Here is a 17,273-nt window from a genome sequence, read left to right as displayed (position 1 = left end):
GTGCCCGTCCGCCCCCACATCGAGAACCTCCTCGGCAAGGCCTCCTGGGGCTACGACGAGGCCGACCCCGACCTCATCGCCTCCTGCTTCACCGAGAACGCCCGGATGAGCCTGCGGATCGGGCGCGACGGCGACCTGATCGGCCCGTTCGAGGGGCGCGCGGACATCCGCAAGCTGCACGCCGACTCGATGGCCGCCCAGACCGACCAGCGCCGGCACAACCTGTCGAACCTGTGGTTCGAGAAGGAGAGCGACGACGAGGCCGTCGCCGTCACGAACCTGACGCTGCTCTCGATCGAGGACGGCACCATCCGGGTGCTCTCCAGCGGCTGGTACCGCGACCAGCTCGTCCACCGCGACGGCACCTGGCTCATCGCCGACCGCTACGTCTACCTCGACCTGCCCTACTGATGGTCAACGTCGGTCGCATCCCCGAGAAGTGGGCGGCGCTGACCCCGCGCGGGGACGCCGTCGTCGACACCACCACCGGCCGTCGCACGAGCTGGGCCGAGCTCGACGAGCGCGTGCGCCGCCTCGCCAACGGCCTGCGCGGCGCGCGCCCCGACGGGCTGGCGCTGCAGCGCGGCGACCGCGTCGCGGTGCTCGCCAAGAACTCCACCGAGTTCCAGGAGATCTACTTCGCCGCCGGGCGGGCCGGGCTCGTCGTGCAGCCGCTGAACTGGCGCCTGGGGGTCGCCGAGCTCGCCCGCATCGTCGCCGACGGCGCCCCGCGCGCGCTCGTCGTCGCCGGCGAGTGGGCCGAGCTCGGGCGCGAGCTGGCGACGCTGGTCGACGTCGAGCACTGGCTGTCCTACGGCGAGGGCGGCGACGGCAGCTACGAGGACCTGCTCGCCGCGTCGTCGGACGCCGAGCCGGCCGACGCGAGCACGGTCGGCGACGACGACCCGTTCTTCATCCTCTACACCGGCGGCACGACCGGGGCGTCGAAGGGCGCGCTGCACACCCACCGCAGCGCGTCGTTCGGGATGCTCAACCAGACCGTCGCCGAGCGCATCGTGCCGACCGACGTCTACATGCTGACCGGGCAGATGTACCACATCCCGGTCGTGCTCTCGATGAACTACCTGCGCCACGGCTGCCCGCTGGTGCTCATGAACTTCGAGGCCACGCGGTCCCTGGAGATCATCGAGGCGGAGCGCGTCTCGGCGTTCCTCGGCATCACCACGATGCTCAACTGGATGATGGCCGTGCCCGGCTTCGACTCCTACGACATCGCCAGCCTGCGCAACATCCAGTACGGCGGCGGGCCGATGCCCTCGGCGGTGGTCAAGAACGCGCTGCAGGCCTTCCCGTGCACGCTCATCCAGGGCTACGGGCAGACCGAGGGCACGACGATGTGCTTCCTCTCGCAGGAGGACCACCACGCCGCGGTGAACGGGGTGCACCCCGAGCGGCTGCAGTCGTGCGGGCGCGAGGGGTTCGTGACGTCGGTGCGGGTCGTCGACGTCGACGGGCGGCCGGTGCCGACCGACGGCAGCACGGTCGGCCAGATCGTCGTGCGCTCCGAGGCCAACATGGCCGGCTACTGGAACCGGCCCGACCTCACCGCCGACACCCTGCGCGACGGCTGGATGTGGACCGGCGACCTCGCCACCTGGGCCGCCGACCGCTACGTGTTCATCGTCGACCGCGCCAAGGACATGATCATCTCCGGCGGCGAGAACATCTACTCGGTCCAGGTCGAGGAGGCCGTCAACCACCACCCGTCGGTGCTGGAGTGCGCGGTGATCGGCGTGCCCGACGACGAGTGGGGCGAGAGCGTCAAGGCGTTCGTCGTGCTCAAGCCGGACACGACCGCGACCGAGGCGGACATCGTCGACACCGCCCGGGCGCACCTCGCGTCGTACCAGAAGCCCCGCTCGGTGGAGTTCGTCGACGCGTTGCCCAAGGCACCCACCGGCAAGATCCTCAAGCGTGACCTGCGGGCCCCGTACTGGGGCGAGCAGGGGCGCTCCGTGTAGATCAGGAGCACACCGTGACCGGACGCATGGAGGGCAAGGTCGTCCTCGTCACCGGGGCCGCGCGCGGGCAGGGTCGCGCGCACGCGGTCCGGCTCGCGCAGGAGGGCGCCGACGTCGTCGCCGTCGACCTGTGCGACGGGATCGACACCGTGGTCGGCAAGTACCCGCCGGCGACGCGCGAGGACCTCGACGAGACCGTCGCCCAGGTCGAGAAGCTCGACCGGCGGATCGTCGCCCGCGTCGCCGACGTCCGCGACCAGGCCGCGCTCGACGCCGCGGTGGCCGACGGCGTCGCCGAGCTGGGGCGCCTCGACGGCGTCGTCGCCAACGCCGGCATCGCGAGCTACGGGCGCGCGTGGGAGCTCGACGAGACCACGTGGCAGGACATGATCGACGTCAACCTCACCGGCGTCTGGCACACCGCGAAGGCGGCGATCCCGCAGCTCATCGAGGGCGGGGGCGGCGCGATGGTGTTCACCAGCTCGATCGGCGGCTTCAAGGGGATCGCGCAGGTCGGGCACTACGTGTCGGCCAAGCACGGCGTCGTCGGGCTGATGCGCAACCTCGCCAACGAGCTCGCCCCGTACCGCGTCCGCGTCAACACGGTGCACCCGACGAACGTCGACACGCACATGATCCAGAACCCGGGGACCTGGGGCATGTTCGCGCCCGGCGACCCGGAGCCCACGCAGGAGAAGGCGATCCCGGGGTTCACCTCGCTCAACGCGCTCGAGATCCCGTGGATCGAGTCGGTGGACGTCGCGAACGCCGTGCTGTTCCTGCTCTCCGACGAGGCCCGCTACATCACCGGCGCGACGCTGCCCGTCGACGCCGGTGCCGCGATCAAGTGACGACCCCCTGGAGGCGACCATGAAGACCCGCGGAGCCCTGCTCTGGGAGCCCGGCACGCGCTCGGGGTGGAGCGTCGAGGAGATCGAGCTCGACCCGCCGAAGGCGCACGAAGCACTCATCAAGCTGGCCGCGTCGGGCGTCTGCCACTCCGACGACCACCTCGACACCGGCGACATCCCGCTGCCCTGGGCGCCGGTCCTCGGCGGGCACGAGGGCGCCGGCGTGGTCGAGGAGGTCGGGCCCGGCGTGACGGCGGTGACGCCGGGCGACCACGTCGTCCTGTCGTTCCTGCCCTCGTGCGGGCGGTGCCGCATGTGCGTCAAGGGCAAGTCCAACATGTGCGAGCTCGGCGCGGGCGTGCTCGCCGGCGTCGCGCCCGACGGCACCCACCGCGTGCACGCGCGCGGGCAGGGCGTCGGGTGCATGAGCTACCTCGGGACGTTCGCGCCCTACGTCGTCGCCCCGCTCGATGCCGTCGTCCCGATCCCCGAGGACATGCCGCTCGACAGGGCAGCGCTCATCGGCTGCGGCGTCCCGACCGGCTGGGGCTCCTCGGTGTACGCCGCGGAGATCGAGCTCGGCGACACCGTCGTGGTCGTCGGCACCGGCGGCGTCGGGATGAACGCGGTGCAGGGTGCGCGGCACAAGGGCGCCCGCAACGTCGTCGCCGTCGATCCGGCGCCGTTCAAGCGTGAGAAGGCCGTCGAGTTCGGGGCGACGCACGTCGCCAAGGACTACGAGGAGGCCGGCCAGATCGTCGAGAGCCTGACGAACGGACAGGGCGCCGACCGGGTGATCATCACCGTCGGCGTCGTCACCGGCGACCTCATGAACCCGGCCCAGGAGATGACGCGGCGCGGCGGGACGATGGTGCTCACCGGCGCCGCGCCCGTGCTGCAGCGCGACGTGCCGTTCGACCTGTTCACGTTCGCCATGTCCGGCAAGCGGCTGCAGGGCTCCCTCTACGGGACGACCACCAGCCGCACCGACGTGCCGCTGCTCGCCGACCTCTACCTGCGGGGCGAGCTCAAGCTCGACGAGCTGATCACGCGCACCTACTCGCTCGACGACATCAACCAGGCGTTCCGCGACATGCACGACGGCAAGAACGTGCGTGGCGTGATCATCTACGACTGAAGGGCGACGCATGCCGACCGCGGACGACCGTGCCGAGATCATCCAGGCCACCCACCTCTACGCCCGGGGCCTGGACCGCTTCGACCCGAAGGAAGCCCTCTCGGCCTACACGGACGACGCCGTGTGGGACGCGACGGGCGTCGGCCTCGAGCGCTACGAGGGTCGCGACCAGGTGCTCGCGTTCTTCGAGCGCGACACCGGGTCGATGTCCGAGCAGTTCCACCTCATGACCAACCACGTCGTCGAGTTCGACGACGACGACCACGCGCACGGCACGAACTACGTGCTGGCGGAGGGGCGGACCACGGGCGGGGCGTCGATCAGGGCGGCGGCGTTCAACGTCGACACCTACCGACGCACCGCGGACGGCTGGAAGATCGCCAGCCGTGTCATCACGCCGCTGACCGCCCCGCAGATGGAGGGGTTCGAGGCATGAGCCCCCGGGTGCTGCGCACCCTGCCGGGCCTGCTCGACGACGCGGTCGCCCGGTCGCCGGCGCGCGAGGTCGCCTTCCCCACCGAGCGGGCCACGTGGCCGGCGGTGCGGGAGGCGGCCCGGGCGTGGGCGGCCGGGCTGCACGCCCGCGGGGTGCGGCGCGGCGACCGGGTGCTGCTCGTGCTGCCGGGCGGTCTCGACGCGGTCGTCGGCGTGGTGGCCGCGGCGATGCTCGGGGCGATCCCGACGCCGGTGAACCCGCGCGGCACGGCGGCCGAGGTCGCGTGGCTGCGCGGCGACGCCGAGCCCGCGGTGGTGGTGGCGTCGCCGGACCTGCTCGCGCTGGCCGGGGACGGCGCCGTCACCCCGGCCGAGGTGGCCGGGGATCCCGGGGACGCGCCGGCGGTGGAGGTCGCCCCCGAGGACCCGATGATCCTGCTCTACACGTCGGGGACGACGTCACGCCCGCGCGGCTGCGTGCACACCCACGGGGCCTACGGGGCGCTGGGCGAGAACCTCGTCGAGCGGCTGCGCCTCACGCCCGACGACCGCTTCTGGACCCCGCTGCCCCTGCACCACTGCGGCGGGATCGACCTGCTCCTGGGCTCGCTGGCCGCGGGCTGCACGCTCGTGCACGTCGGGGCGTTCGTGCCCGACGTGGCGTGGCGCCAGCTGGTGGACGAGCGCGCGAGCGTCGCGTTCCCGGCGTTCGACACGATCTGGCTGCCGGTGCTCGACCATCCCGACTTCGACCCGGCCGCGGTCCCCGACCTGCGCACGGTCATCAACGTCGGCCCCGCCGAGCGGATGGCGGCGATGCAGGCGCGGCTCCCGACGGCGACGCAGATCTCGTGCCTGGGCGGGACGGAGTCGGCGGGCTTCTGCTGCGTCGGCTCGGTCGACGACCCGCCCGAGGCCCGGGCGGGCACCAGCGGGGTGCCGCTGCGGGACATGGAGGCGACCGTCCGCGACCCGGAGACCGGGCGCGAGTGCGCTCCCGGCGAGGTCGGTGAGTTCCTGCACCGCGGGGTCTCGCGCATGGCGTACTACCACGGCGACCCGGCGACGACGGCCGAACGCATCGACGCCGAGGGCTGGTTCCACACCGGGGACCTCGTGCGTCGTGATGCCGCCGGGCGGTTCACCTTCGTCAGCCGGCTCAAGGACATGCTCAAGGTCGGCGGGGAGAACGTCGCGGCCGCCGAGGTCGAGGGGCGGCTCGCCGAGCACCCGGCGGTCGGCGTCGTCGCGGTGGTCGGCGCGCCCGACGCGCGGCTCGGCGAGGTGGCGGCGGCGTACGTGGAGCCGGCGCCGGCATACCGCGACGCCGACCGCGAGGCGCTGGCCCGCGAGCTCGTCGCCCACTGCCTCGCGGCGCTCGCCACCTACAAGGTGCCGCGGTACGTCGAGGTCGTCGACGGCTGGCCGATGTCGGGCACGAAGATCCAGAAGGGGGCGTTGCGTGAGCGGATCGCCGCCGACCTCGCCGCCCGCGGCGTCACCGAGGCGCCGCGGCTGTCGCGGCACCACCTGACGGCCGGGTGACGGACCGGGCACCTACCGACCGTATGGTGGTCGGCGGCGCACCGGGGCGTCGACGCGAGGTCACGGGCGCTGGGACACCGGGAGCAGAGCATGGCACAGGACCGTCGTCCGGCCGGGCGCAGCGAGCGCCGCGTGCCGGGCGAGCGCAAGCCGCGCGAGGAGCGCTGGGCGCAGCTGCTCGAGGTCGCCACCCAGGTGTTCTACGAGAAGGGCTACGAGGGCGCGTCCCTGCAGGACATCGCCGACCGCCTCGGCATGCTCAAGGGCAGCCTCTACTACTACATCCAGTCCAAGGAGGACCTGCTCTTCGAGGTCATCAGCGAGGTGCACCGGGAGGGCTACGCCGTCGTGCGCACGGCGGCGGCCACCGGCGGCGACCCGCTGGAGCGCCTCGAGCGCACCATCCGCGCGCACGTCGAGCACGCCTGCCGCAACCTCGTGCCGACCGCGGTGTTCCTCCACGAGCTCGAGTCGCTCCCGGCCGCGCGGCGCGACGCGATCCTCGGCACCGGGCACGCCTACCAGGGCGTGTTCCGCGACCTCGTCGCCGAGGCCCAGCGCGACGGCCTCGCCCGCCCCGACGTCGACCCCCGCGTGGCCGGGCTGTCGATCCTCGGGTCGACGAACTGGGTCTACCGCTGGTTCCGCCCCGACGGCCCCTCCACACCCGAGGAGATCGGGGTGCAGCTCGCGGCGATGGCGGTGCACGGCGTCGCGACCGCCGACGCCCTCGCGGCGCGGGACGCGGCGGTCGGGGCGTAGCTGGTCGGGGCCTCAGTGGTCGCAGCGAACGCGCTGTTCGCTGCTTCTCGGCGCGCGAACTCCCCGTCGATCACCGAGGTCAGGGTGCCGTCACCGCGACCAGCGCGCTGCCGGCCGTGACCCGGTCGCCGGCCGCGACGTGCACCGCGTCGACGCGCGCCGCCCGGGACGCGCGCACGGGGAGCTCCATCTTCATCGCCTCGAGCACCACGAGCACCGCGCCGGCGTCGACGTCCTGCCCGGCCGCGACGACGACGTCGACGACCGTGGCGTCCATGGGCGCGACCGGGTCGCCGGTGACCTCGGTGCGCGGCGACGCGGCGCCCCCGTCGCGGGCAGGTGCGGCGGCCACCGTTCCCGGTGCGCCGTCCCGGTGCCGGGGCACGCGCAGGGTCAGCGGGCCGCGGTCGGTGCCGAGGCGGACGGTGCGGTCACCGCGCTCCGGTTCAGGACCGGCCGGGCGCTGCGCCGCGTCCGGCGCCCAGTCCCGCTCGACGCTGCCGGTGTCGTGGGCCATCGCCGCGTGCTCGGGTCGCCGCAGCACGCCGCGCAGGTAGGGCGCGGTGGTGGCGACGCCGGTGACCGCGAGGTCGTCGAGCGCGGCGCCGAGCCGCGCGGCGGCGGTGGCGCGGTCCGGGCCCCAGGCGTGCACCTTGCCGAGCAGCGAGTCGTAGGCGCCGGGCACCGCGTCCCCGGCCTCGACACCGAGGTCGCTGCGCACCCACGGCCCGGCGGGCAGGGTCAGCGCGGTGACGCGGCCGGGCGCGGGCCGGAAGCCCTCCCACGGGTCCTCGGCAGCGACGCGCGCCTGGATCGCGTGCCCGCGCACCTCGACGTCACCGACCACGGACGCCAGCGCCTCCCCGGCCGCGATCCGCAGCTGGGCGACGACGAGGTCGACGCCGGTGACCAGCTCCGTCACCCCGTGCTCGACCTGCAGGCGGGTGTTCATCTCCAGGAACGCACCCACGGGGGGCTCCGCCCCCCGTGAACCCCCCACATCGAGCAGGAACTCGACGGTGCCCGCGCCCCGATAGCCGACCTCCGCCGCGAGCCGCCGCGACGCCGCGTGCAGCTCGGCGCGCACGGCGTCGGGCAGGTCGGGCGCCGGGGCCTCCTCGAGCAGCTTCTGGTGGCGGCGCTGGACGGTGCAGTCGCGGTCGCCCAGCACCGCGACGGCGCCGTGGTGGTCGGCGAGGACCTGCACCTCGACGTGGCGCGCGCGAGCGACCCAGCGCTCGAGGAACACCTCGCCGCGACCGAACGCCGCCGCCGCCTCGCGGCCCGCGGCCGTGAGGGCGCCCTCGAGCTCCGCCGGGCCGGTGACCACCCGCATCCCGCGCCCGCCCCCGCCGTGCGCGGCCTTGACCAGCAGCGGGAACCCGATCCGCGTCGCCGCCTCCCGCGCGCCCGCGGGGTCCACGGGCCCGTCGGTGCCGTCCAGCACCGGCACCCCGCACCGCCGGGCCAGCGCCCGCGCGCGGACCTTGTCTCCCATCGCCGCGACGACCTCGGCCGGCGGGCCGACGAACACCAGGCCCGCGTCGGTCACCGCCCGCGCGAACCCCGCGTCCTCGGCGAGCAGCCCGTAGCCCGGGTGCACCGCCCAGGCACCCCGCGCAGCCGCCACGACGGCGTCGACGTCCAGGTAGGAGGGGACGAGCACGGCGTCGTCGGCCACGCGGGTGGGCAGCGAGCCGGCGTCGACGGCGGTGTGGACGACGACCGACCGCAGCCCCCGCTCCCGGCAGGCCCGCACGATGCGCACGGCGACCTCACCGCGGTTGGCGACGAGGACGGTGCCGGTCATCGCGACCTCCAGGGACTCATCTACCAAACGGCCGGATGGTAGATTATCGTCGCGACGAGAGCCACGTCACGTCACGCGGGAGGCAGGGTGGCAGTCGAGCACGCCGGCGACCGCGCCAACGGTCACGGCCCCGGTGCGCCCGACGAGGCCGACCGGCACGCGGACGCCGCGCGGTCGGGCACGGACGCGGCGCTGGGCGAGCTCGAGCGCCGGCGCGCCGCCGCGGAGGCGATGGGCGGCGCGGCGGCGATCGCGAAGCACCGGGCGTCGGGGCGGATGGTGGTGCGCGACCGCGTGGCCGCGCTGGTCGACGCCGGGAGCTGGTTCGAGGTCGGTGCGCTCGCCGAGCCCGAGATCCGTCGCGAGAAACCGGTGCCCGGCGACGCCGTCGTCACCGGCTTCGGCACGCTCGACGGGCGGCGCGTGGGCGTCATCGGCATCGACGCGACGGCGGTCGCGGGGACGACGGCGCCGATCAGCATGCGCAAGCAGGGCCGGCTCATCGAGCACGCGCAGCGCGGCGGCTTCCCGCTGGTGCTGCTCTGCGACGCCGACGGCGGCCGCATGCCCGACGTCATGGGCTGGCGCTTCTCCGGCCTGCCGCTCGACTTCACGACCTTCCTCGGACCGACCGACGGCCGCCCCGCGGTCCCGCGCGCCGCGGCGGTGCTCGGGCCGTCGTACGGCGACTCGGCGCTGCACGCGGCCACCGCGCACTACGTCGTCATGACCCGCGGGTCGTCCGTGGCGCTGTCCGGGCCGTCGGTGGTCGAGCCCGCGATCGGCGAGCGGGTCACCGACGAGGAGCTGGGCGGGCCGGAGGCGGCGACGGCGGCCGGCAACGCGCACCTCGTCGTCGACACCGAGGCCGACGCGCTCGACGCCCTCGGCGCGTTCCTGTCCTACCTGCCCTCGAACGCCGCCCTGCCCGCCCCGGTGTCCGCGCCGGTCGGGCCGGCCCGCGACCCCGCCACGCTCGCCGACCTCGTGCCCACCGGAGCCCGCGCGGGTTACGACATGCGCGAGGTCCTCGCCGCGGTCGCCGACGCCGACTCGGTGCTGCCCTGGGCCGACGGCCGGGGCCCGAGCCTGCTCTGCGCGCTCGCACGCATCGAGGGCGCGCCGGTGGGGATCGTCGCCAACCAGCCGCTGGTCCGCGCGGGGGCGCTCGACGCCGACGCGCTGGCCAAGGAGCACGACTTCGTCGACCTGTGCGACACCTTCGGCCTGCCGCTGGTCCTCCTGCACGACGTGCCCGGGCTGATGATCGGCACGCAGGCCGAGCGCTCGGGCATCCTGCACGCCTACGAGCGCACCGTCTCCCGCCTCGCCCGGGCGTCCGTGCCGCGCGTGGGGGTGGTGCTGCGCAAGGCCTACGGCGGCGGGCACTTCGCGATGGGCGGGCGGCCCACCCGGCCCGACTTCCTCTACGCCTGGCCCGGCGCCGAAATGGGCTTCATGGCCCCCGAGACCGGCGTCCGCACGGTGCACCGCCGCGCGCTGGACCGCCTGCTGGAGACCGACGGCTCCGAGGCCCGCGATGCCCGCGCCGCGGAGCTGACCGCGGAGTGGGTCGCCGAGTCCGAGCCGTGGGAGGCCGCGGCGCACCTCTCGCTCGACGACGTCATCGCGCCCGCGGCGACCCGGCACGTGATCGCCACCAGCATCGAGATCGCCTGGGGCGAGCGGCCGGAGCGTGTGGGCCACCAGGGAGGCCGCCCGTGACCGAGTACACCGAGATCACGGTCAAGGAGGACGGGCCGGTCGCCGTGGTCCACCTCGACCGCCCGGAGAAGCGGAACGCGCTGACCACGGCGTTCTGGCCGCAGATGCGCGACGCGCTGGCCCGGCTCGAGGCGTCGGGGACGACGCGCGCGGTGGTGCTCACCGGTGCGGGGGAGAAGGCGTTCTCCGCGGGCGGCGACATCGCCGGGTTCGGCGAGCTCGACGGCGCCGCGGCCAAGCGCGCCTTCCAGGCCGACTGCCTGCGCACCTTCGCCGCGATCGAGGAGTCGGCGCTGCCCGTGATCGCCGCGGTCAACGGCTACGCCTTCGGCGGCGGCTGCGAGCTCGCGCTGGCGTGCGACCTGGTCATCGCCTCCGAGCGCGCGGCGTTCGCGATGCCGGAGAGCGGCATCGGGCTCGTGCCGGGGTTCGGGGTGCTGCGCGGGCCGGCGGTGATGGGCCGGCACTGGACGAAGTGGATGGTGCTCGCCGGCGAGCGCCTGGACGCCGCACAGGCCGAGCGCGTCGGGCTGGTGCAGAAGGTCGTCGCCCACGACGCGCTGCTCGACGAGGCCGTGGCGCTGGGGGAGCGCATCGCCCGCGCCGCGCCGATGGCCGTGCGCGTCGGCAAGGCGATGATCAACCGTGGGGTCGACCGCGGCGAGACCGGCTACTCGCTCGAGGCGGTGACGATGCTGCAGGAGACCGCGGACACCGCCGAGGGCATCGCCGCGTTCACCGAGAAGCGGGCGCCGCGGTTCGAGGGGCGCTGATGGGCGATCCGTTCGTCGCGCTCATGCGCCGCTACGTCGTCGACTACACCAACGCCCACGACCTCGCCGTCTGCGACGAGATCATGGAGCCCGACTACGTGCTGCGGATGGGCTCGCACGTGGTGGCGGGGCGCGACGAGGCGTACAAGCCCGCGACGCGCCAGCAGCTCGAGCAGTTCCCCGGCCTCGGGCTGACCGTGCACGACGTGGTGAGCAACGGCGAGCGCCTGGCGCTGTGCTTCTCCGAGCACGGCGCGTCCGTGCGCCACGGGGGCGCGCTCGCGGCGTGGCGCGGGATCGGTCTCTACGCGTGGAACGGTCGGCGCCTGACGGCCAACCGCGTCGAGCAGGACTACCTCGCGCGCCGCCGCCAGCTCGCCGACGGCGTGCCCGACACCGTGCCGCCGCCGGCACTCGCGCCCTGGGACACCGCGGCGCGCGCGCCCGACGCCGGCGTCGAGGCGGTCGTGGCGGCGTGGGCGGCGCAGGGCGCCCCGGCGGTCGGGGACGTCGAGGTCGACGACGGCCGGTACCCGGACGCGCTGGTCGAGGCCGACGAGGTCGTCGTTGACGACCTGTTCACCGCCGGCGACCGGGCCGCCGTGCACGTCACCGTGCAGGGCCCCTTCCGCGGCGGCCTGCCCGACCTCGACCACCGGCGCGGCGCCCCGGCGACCCTGCACGCCGCCGCGCTCGTCACCGTCGTCGGCGGGCGCGTCGTCGCCGGCCGGGTGGTGCGCGACCGGCTGGGCCTCGCGAGGGCCCTGACCGCCGTCGGGGCCGCGCCGTGACCCGCGTCGGCCTCTACCTCGACCTGCGCGTCCCGCCCGGCGCGCGCGGCGCCGACGTCTACGCCCGCACGCTCGACCGCGTCGCCGCCGCCGAGGACCGGGGGCTGGAGGCCGCGTGGGTCACCGAGCACCACGGGTTCGCCGACGGCTACCTGCCCGCCCCGCTGACCGTCGCCGCCGCGGTGGCCGCGCGCACCCGCACGCTGCGGGTGGGCACGGCCGTCGTCATCGGGCCGATGGTGCCGGCCGCGACGCTCGCCGAGCAGGCCGCCGTCGTCGACCTCGTGTCCGGCGGGCGCCTCGAGCTCGGCGTCGGGGCGGGGTGGCGGGCCGAGGAGTTCGCGGTGGTCGGCGCCGACCACCGCACCCGCTACGCGACCCTCGAGGACCAGCTGCGCCGGCTGCCCGAGCTCTGGGCCGACGGGACGGTGACGCCCGCGCCGGTCCAGGACCCGCTCCCGACGTGGGTCGGGGCCCGCGGTCCGCGTGGCGCGCGGCTCGCCGGTCGGGTCGGCGCCGGGCTGCTGTGGCTCGACCCCGCGCTGCTCGAGCCCTACGCCGAGGGGCTCGCCGCCGGCGGCTGGTCGCGCGATCGGGCGCGCGTGGGCGGGCTGGTCAACGTGCTGCTCGCCGACGACCCGGTCGCCGCGAAGGAGGAGGTCCGCGCGGCGGCGCGCCGCAACCGGGCCTCGTACCGCGGCAACGACGACGCCGCGGCGAGCACGGGCGACACGACGTTCCCGAAGCTGAAGGTCCTGACCGGGGGCGACGCCGTCGCCGCGGTGCGCGAGCAGCTGGCGCCGCTGGCCGCGCACGTCCCCGTCACCGACGTCTTCTGCTTCGCCGACCTCGGTGGCCTGCCCGACGCAATCGTCGACCGCCACCTCGAGCTCGTCACCGACGAGCTGCGCCCCGGGCTGGCGCAGACCGCCCCCACCCCCGTCGGAGGTGTCCCGTGACCGACCTCCCCGACGACCTCCTGACCCCCGAGGCCGTCGCCGACCCCGACGGCGCCGCCGCCGTCCTGCGCGAGCACGACCCCGTGCACTGGAGCCCGACCCACCGCGCATGGCTCGTGACGCGGTACGACGACGTCGTCGCCGCCTTCCGCAACCCGGCGCTGTCGTCGGACCGGGTGCGCCCCCTCATGCAGCGCTCGGGCGACGCCTCGCAGCGCATCCTCGGCCTCATCAGCGAGTGGATGGTCGTCACCGACCCGCCCGCCCACACCCGGCTGCGGCGCCTGGCCGGCGCGGCGTTCAAGCAGCAGCAGATCGCGGCCATGGAGGACCGCATCCGGGCGCTGGTCGACGAGCTGGTCGACGCGTTCCTCGCGGACGGCGGCACCGACCTGGTCGCCGGCGTCGCCTACCCGCTGCCCGCGATCGTCATCGCCGAGATGCTCGGCGCGCCGCCGGAGGACCGCGACCGGTTCCGGGAGTGGTCCGACGAGCTCGCCCTCGTCGCGTTCGGCGCCGGCGGCGACGCGCGGCCCGACCGCCACGAGCGGGCGCTGCGCGGGCTCGAGGAGATGGCGGGCTACTTCCGCGGGCTCGTCGCCCGCCGCCGCCGGGAGCCGCGCGGGGACATGCTCTCGGCGATGATCGGGGGTGACCCCGGGGAGGACGCGCTCTCCGACGACGAGCTCGTCGGCATGTGCGCGCTGCTGCTCTTCGCCGGCCACGAGACGACGACCAACGCCATCGCCAACGCGGTCCGCCTGCTCACCGCCGACCCCGCGCTGCGCGACCGGGTGCGCGACGACCCGGCGCTCGTGAACCCCGCGGTCGAGGAGGCGCTGCGCCTCGCCGGGCCGATCAAGGTGCTGGTGCGCTGGGTCGTCGAGGACCACGAGCTGCGGGGGCGCACCATCCGCCGCGGTGAGCGCGTCTACCTGCTGCTCTGCGGCGCCAACCGCGACCCCGAGCGCTTCGCCGACCCCGACGCCGTCGACCTCGCCCGCGAGCGCGCCACCCACGTCGCCTTCGGGCGCGGCATCCACGCCTGCATCGGGGCGCAGCTCGCGCGCATCGAGACCCGCGTCGCGGTCGGGACGCTGCTGCGCCGGCTGCCCGGCCTGCGCGTCGCCGGCGAGCCGGTGTACCTGCCGACGATCGCGTCGCGGGCGCAGACGTCGCTGACGGTGGTGCACGACGGCGTCCCCGCGGTCGACGCCGGGAGCCGACCGTGAGGCCCCGGGTCACGACGCTGTACGAGCTCGTCGACGAGTCCGCCGCCCTCGACCCGGACGCCGAGGCCCTGGTCTTCGCCGACGGCGAGCGCCTCACCGCCGGCGCGCTGGCCGCGCGCTCGGTGCGCCACGCCGCCGCGCTGCTCGCCCACGGCGTCGCCCCGGGCGACCGGGTGGCGCTGCTGCTGCCCGCGTCCGCCGACCTCGTCGCGCTGCTGCTCGCCGTCACGCGTCTCGGCGCGATCGCGGTGCCCGTCAACGCCCGCTACCGCCCCGACGAGGTGCGCCACGTCGTCGTGCACTCCGGCACGGCGCTCGTCGTCACCGCGCCGCCGAGCACGCCCGGGGCACCGGACCTCGCCGACCTCGCACACCAGGCCGTGGCCGGCGGGCCGGCGCCGGAGCTGCGCGCCGTGGTCACCCTCGCGGAGCTGGTCGGTGGCGACCCCGCGGACGTCGCCGACGCCGAGGCCGGCACGCGGGTCCGCGCCGCCGCGGTGCTGGTCTACACCTCGGGCACCACGGCGGCGCCGAAGGGTGCGCTGATCTCGCACGAGGCGCTGGTCCGGCTCGCCGCCGGGATCGCCGAGCGGATGGCGCTGACGCCGGCCGACCGCATCTGGACCGCGATCCCGCTGTTCCACGGCGGCGGCATCACGTTCGCGGTCGCGGCGCTGACCGCCCGCGCGACCTTCGTGCACCCCGGACACTTCGACCCCGCGACGACGCCCGCGCTGCTCGAGACCGAGCGGGTCACCGTGGCGCTCGCGGCGTTCGAGACGATCTGGATGCCGGTGCTCGACCGCCCCGACTTCCCCGACCGCGACCTGCACCGCATCCGCCTCGTCATGGCCGTCGGGGTGCCCGAGCGGCTGCGGGCCATGGCCGGGCGCGTGCCGCAGGCGGTCCACGTCTCGTGCGTGGCGATGACCGAGTCGTCGGCGTTCCTCGCCCTGGGCCGCCTCGACGACCCGCTCGAGGCGCGCCTGACCACCGGCGGGCACCCGATGCCCGGGATGCGCGTGCGTGTCGTCGACCCCGACAGCGGCGCCGACCTCCCGCCCGGCGTCCCCGGCGAGCTGCTCTTCCGCGGGCCGACCGCGTTCGACGGCTACTTCCGCGACCCCGAGGCCACGGCCGCGACGATCGACGCGCACGGCTGGGTGCACACCGGCGACGTGGTCACCGTCGACGAGGACGGGCGCGTCACGTTCCGCACGCGGCTCAAGGACATGCTCAAGGTCGGCGGCGAGAACGTGTCGGCCGCGGAGATCGAGAACCACCTGCTCACGCACCCGGCGGTCGGGGTCGTCGCGGTGGTCGCCGCGCCCGACGCCCGCTACGTCGAGGTGCCGGCGGCGTTCGTGCAGCTCGCGGCCGGCGCCACCGCGACCGCCGAGGAGCTGATCGCCCACTGCGTCGGGCGGATCGCGAGCTTCCGCGTGCCGCGGTACGTGCGCTTCGTCGACGCCTGGCCGATGTCCGGCACGAAGATCCGCAAGGTGGAGCTGCGGGCGCGGATCGCCGAGGAGCTCGCGACGGCGGGCGTCACCGAGGCGCCGCGGGTGGGCGCGTGACGGCCGCCCCGGCGCCCGCGGAGCTCGCGGGACTGCGCCTGCCCGGCGGCACGAGCCGGGTCGAGGGCTACGAGAGCCTGCTGATGCACGACGCGGTGCGGGCGCCCCGTCGCCCCGAGCCGCACCCGATCTGGGCGTTCCTCGCCCCGCAGCGGGGGATGGGGTGCTCGCTCGGCGAGCTGTTCACCACGCTCGGCTGCCCGCTCGAGGCGGGGCCCCTGCTGGGGCGGTTCGCGGCACGGTGCTCCGCACCGCTGGCCCTCGACGTCGACCACGAGGTGCGCGGCGGCGTCACCACCGTGCGCCGGCGCCGGGGCCGCGTGCTCGGCGTCGTCGACGAGGTCGAGGTGGTGCTCGACCTGCGCCGCGTCCCCCCGGCCACGGGGACGCCGGTGCTCACCGCCACCTACGGCTTCCTGCTGCCGCGGCCGGGGGTCGCCGACGCGCCGACGGCCGGGGGGACGCCGGACGCGGTCCCGGAGGGCACCGAGCACCCCGGCGCGCCGATCACCGTCCGCGCCGACGAGATGAAGCTGCTCGCCCTGCTGCTGCGCGACCCCAACCCGATCCACCTCGACCCCGACGCCGCCGCGGCGGCCGGGCTCGGGCACGCGTGCGTCAACCAGGGCCCCGCGAACCTCGCCTACGCCCTGACCCACCTCACCGCGCGCCGGCCGCACGCCGTCCTCACGGGCTTCGCCGCGCGCTTCCGGGCGACGGTCGTCGCCGGCGACGTCGTCACGCCGGTGGCCCGCGACGACGGCTCGTTCGCCCTGCGCCATGCCGACGGTCGGGACGCGATGACCGGCACCGCGCAGCTGCGAGGACGGGGAGGACCGTGATGGGACGGGTCGAGGGCAGGGTCGAGGGGAAGGTCGCCCTGATCACCGGGGCGGCGCGGGGCCAGGGCCGCTCGCACGCGCTGCGGCTGGCCGGCGAGGGCGCGAACGTGGTCCTCGTCGACGCCTGTGCGCCGATCCCGTCGGCGCCGATCGGGATGCCGGGGGAGGACGACCTCGACCGGGTCGCCGAGGAGGTCCGCGCGGCCGGGCGGCGGGCGCTCGCGCACGTCGTGGACGTGCGCGACACCGGCGGGCTCGCGAAGGTCGTCGACGACGCCGTCGGCACCTTCGGGCGTCTCGACGTGGTGTGCGCGAACGCCGGCATCTTCCCGACGGCGCCGGCCCTCGACACCGACGACGGCCTGTGGGACGAGACCATCGCGATCAACCTGAGCGGCGTCTTCCGCACCGTGCGCGCCGCGATCGCGCCGATGGTGGAGCGCGGCCAGGGCGGCTCGGTGATCATCACGAGCTCCACCGCCGGCCTCAAGGGCGTGCCCAACACCATCGCCTACGCGGCGGCCAAGCACGGCGTCGTCGGGGTCATGCGCGTGCTCGCGAACGAGCTCGCGCCCCACCGTATCCGCGTGAACTCGGTGCACCCCACCGGCGTCGACACCGACATGATCCGCAACGAGGCCACCTACCGGCTGATGGTGCCGGGTGTCGAGCACCCGACCTCCGAGCAGGCCGAGCCGGTGTTCCGGTCGATCAACGCGCTGCCGGTGCCGTGGGTCGACGCGTCCGACGTCAGCAACGTCGTGCTGTGGCTCGCCTCCGACGAGTCCCGCTACGTCACCGGCGTGACCCTGCCCGTCGACGCCGGCTCGACCGGCAAGTGACCAGACCGT

Annotated in this window: 16 protein-coding genes; 15 read left to right on the top strand and 1 reads right to left on the bottom strand. The window is 75.4% G+C overall.

The genetic code is table 11. From position 1 onward, the window contains the following. The 7 genes from ACYX4T_RS13085 to ACYX4T_RS13055 all read left to right on the top strand — a co-directional run bounded on the left by ACYX4T_RS13085 (window position 1) and on the right by ACYX4T_RS13055 (window position 6,713). Window positions 1-411: a nuclear transport factor 2 family protein gene (locus ACYX4T_RS13085; RefSeq protein WP_476014924.1), complete on the top strand. Its 411-nt coding sequence runs from the start codon at window positions 1-3 to the stop codon at window positions 409-411. Continuing rightward, window positions 411-1,982: an AMP-binding protein gene (locus ACYX4T_RS13080; protein WP_476014923.1), complete on the top strand. Its 1,572-nt coding sequence runs from the start codon at window positions 411-413 to the stop codon at window positions 1,980-1,982. The genes ACYX4T_RS13085 and ACYX4T_RS13080 overlap by 1 nt, the downstream gene beginning before the upstream one ends. 14 nt (window positions 1,983-1,996) lie before the next feature. Beyond that, the gene (locus tag ACYX4T_RS13075) at window positions 1,997-2,833 is read left to right on the top strand and encodes a mycofactocin-coupled SDR family oxidoreductase (RefSeq protein WP_476014922.1); all 837 of its coding nucleotides are present in this window, start codon (window positions 1,997-1,999) and stop codon (window positions 2,831-2,833) included. Between the two features lie 19 nt (window positions 2,834-2,852). Continuing rightward, window positions 2,853-3,971 (top strand): NDMA-dependent alcohol dehydrogenase, encoded by a 1,119-nt coding sequence (locus ACYX4T_RS13070; RefSeq protein WP_476014921.1) that lies wholly within the window; start codon window positions 2,853-2,855, stop codon window positions 3,969-3,971. Window positions 3,972-3,981: 10 nt separating this feature from the next. Beyond that, on the top strand, window positions 3,982-4,407 hold the full coding sequence (locus ACYX4T_RS13065) for a nuclear transport factor 2 family protein (RefSeq protein WP_476014920.1): 426 nt from the start codon (window positions 3,982-3,984) through the stop codon (window positions 4,405-4,407). Then, window positions 4,404-5,951 (top strand): class I adenylate-forming enzyme family protein, encoded by a 1,548-nt coding sequence (locus ACYX4T_RS13060; protein WP_476014919.1) that lies wholly within the window; start codon window positions 4,404-4,406, stop codon window positions 5,949-5,951. Before ACYX4T_RS13065 ends, ACYX4T_RS13060 begins: the two co-directional genes overlap by 4 nt. Before the next feature lie 90 nt (window positions 5,952-6,041). After that, window positions 6,042-6,713: a TetR/AcrR family transcriptional regulator gene (locus ACYX4T_RS13055; RefSeq protein WP_476014918.1), complete on the top strand. Its 672-nt coding sequence runs from the start codon at window positions 6,042-6,044 to the stop codon at window positions 6,711-6,713. A gap of 79 nt (window positions 6,714-6,792) precedes the next feature. Here ACYX4T_RS13055 and ACYX4T_RS13050 read toward each other — a convergent pair whose 3' ends face one another. After that, window positions 6,793-8,523: an ATP-binding protein gene (locus ACYX4T_RS13050; RefSeq protein ID WP_476014917.1), complete on the bottom strand. Its 1,731-nt coding sequence runs from the start codon at window positions 8,521-8,523 to the stop codon at window positions 6,793-6,795. A gap of 87 nt (window positions 8,524-8,610) precedes the next feature. On the opposite strand from ACYX4T_RS13050, the gene ACYX4T_RS13045 reads away from it, so the two are divergent. From ACYX4T_RS13045 to ACYX4T_RS13010, 8 genes are read left to right on the top strand one after another with little or no spacing between them, the layout of a single operon-like run. Beyond that, the gene (locus ACYX4T_RS13045) at window positions 8,611-10,248 is read left to right on the top strand and encodes an acyl-CoA carboxylase subunit beta (RefSeq protein WP_476014916.1); all 1,638 of its coding nucleotides are present in this window, start codon (window positions 8,611-8,613) and stop codon (window positions 10,246-10,248) included. After that, window positions 10,245-11,021, top strand: a complete 777-nt coding sequence (locus ACYX4T_RS13040; RefSeq protein WP_476014915.1) for an enoyl-CoA hydratase/isomerase family protein — start codon at window positions 10,245-10,247, stop codon at window positions 11,019-11,021. Before ACYX4T_RS13045 ends, ACYX4T_RS13040 begins: the two co-directional genes overlap by 4 nt. Beyond that, window positions 11,021-11,812: a nuclear transport factor 2 family protein gene (locus tag ACYX4T_RS13035; RefSeq protein WP_476014914.1), complete on the top strand. Its 792-nt coding sequence runs from the start codon at window positions 11,021-11,023 to the stop codon at window positions 11,810-11,812. Before ACYX4T_RS13040 ends, ACYX4T_RS13035 begins: the two co-directional genes overlap by 1 nt. After that, window positions 11,809-12,771: an LLM class flavin-dependent oxidoreductase gene (locus ACYX4T_RS13030; RefSeq protein ID WP_476014913.1), complete on the top strand. Its 963-nt coding sequence runs from the start codon at window positions 11,809-11,811 to the stop codon at window positions 12,769-12,771. Before ACYX4T_RS13035 ends, ACYX4T_RS13030 begins: the two co-directional genes overlap by 4 nt. Then, complete coding sequence (locus ACYX4T_RS13025) at window positions 12,768-14,003, top strand: cytochrome P450 (protein WP_476014912.1); 1,236 nt, start codon at window positions 12,768-12,770, stop codon at window positions 14,001-14,003. The genes ACYX4T_RS13030 and ACYX4T_RS13025 overlap by 4 nt, the downstream gene beginning before the upstream one ends. Continuing rightward, window positions 14,000-15,580 (top strand): class I adenylate-forming enzyme family protein, encoded by a 1,581-nt coding sequence (locus ACYX4T_RS13020; protein WP_476014911.1) that lies wholly within the window; start codon window positions 14,000-14,002, stop codon window positions 15,578-15,580. Before ACYX4T_RS13025 ends, ACYX4T_RS13020 begins: the two co-directional genes overlap by 4 nt. Further along, complete coding sequence (locus tag ACYX4T_RS13015; protein WP_476014910.1) at window positions 15,577-16,422, top strand: MaoC/PaaZ C-terminal domain-containing protein; 846 nt, start codon at window positions 15,577-15,579, stop codon at window positions 16,420-16,422. The genes ACYX4T_RS13020 and ACYX4T_RS13015 overlap by 4 nt, the downstream gene beginning before the upstream one ends. Further along, entirely contained in the window at window positions 16,422-17,264 is an 843-nt protein-coding gene (locus ACYX4T_RS13010) for a mycofactocin-coupled SDR family oxidoreductase (RefSeq protein WP_476014909.1), read from the top strand. The genes ACYX4T_RS13015 and ACYX4T_RS13010 overlap by 1 nt, the downstream gene beginning before the upstream one ends. The last annotated feature ends 9 nt before the right edge of the window (window positions 17,265-17,273 follow it).

The organism is Actinomycetospora sp. ABD4_176, from assembly GCF_056311855.1.
Note: the sequence above shows the minus strand (reverse complement) of the source record. Positions and strands in the feature narration are given on the sequence as shown.

Excerpts from the sequence above, each read along its gene's own strand:
- ACYX4T_RS13035 (WP_476014914.1), top strand. The coding sequence starts at position 11,021 with ATGGGCGATCCGTTCGTCGCGCTCATGCGCCGCTACGTCGTCGACTAC.
- ACYX4T_RS13065 (WP_476014920.1), top strand. The coding sequence starts at position 3,982 with ATGCCGACCGCGGACGACCGTGCCGAGATCATCCAGGCCACCCACCTC.
- ACYX4T_RS13060 (WP_476014919.1), top strand. The coding sequence starts at position 4,404 with ATGAGCCCCCGGGTGCTGCGCACCCTGCCGGGCCTGCTCGACGACGCG.
- ACYX4T_RS13080 (WP_476014923.1), top strand. The coding sequence starts at position 411 with ATGGTCAACGTCGGTCGCATCCCCGAGAAGTGGGCGGCGCTGACCCCG.
- ACYX4T_RS13010 (WP_476014909.1), top strand. The coding sequence starts at position 16,422 with ATGGGACGGGTCGAGGGCAGGGTCGAGGGGAAGGTCGCCCTGATCACC.
- ACYX4T_RS13050 (WP_476014917.1), bottom strand. The coding sequence starts at position 8,523 with ATGACCGGCACCGTCCTCGTCGCCAACCGCGGTGAGGTCGCCGTGCGC.
- ACYX4T_RS13055 (WP_476014918.1), top strand. The coding sequence starts at position 6,042 with ATGGCACAGGACCGTCGTCCGGCCGGGCGCAGCGAGCGCCGCGTGCCG.
- ACYX4T_RS13070 (WP_476014921.1), top strand. The coding sequence starts at position 2,853 with ATGAAGACCCGCGGAGCCCTGCTCTGGGAGCCCGGCACGCGCTCGGGG.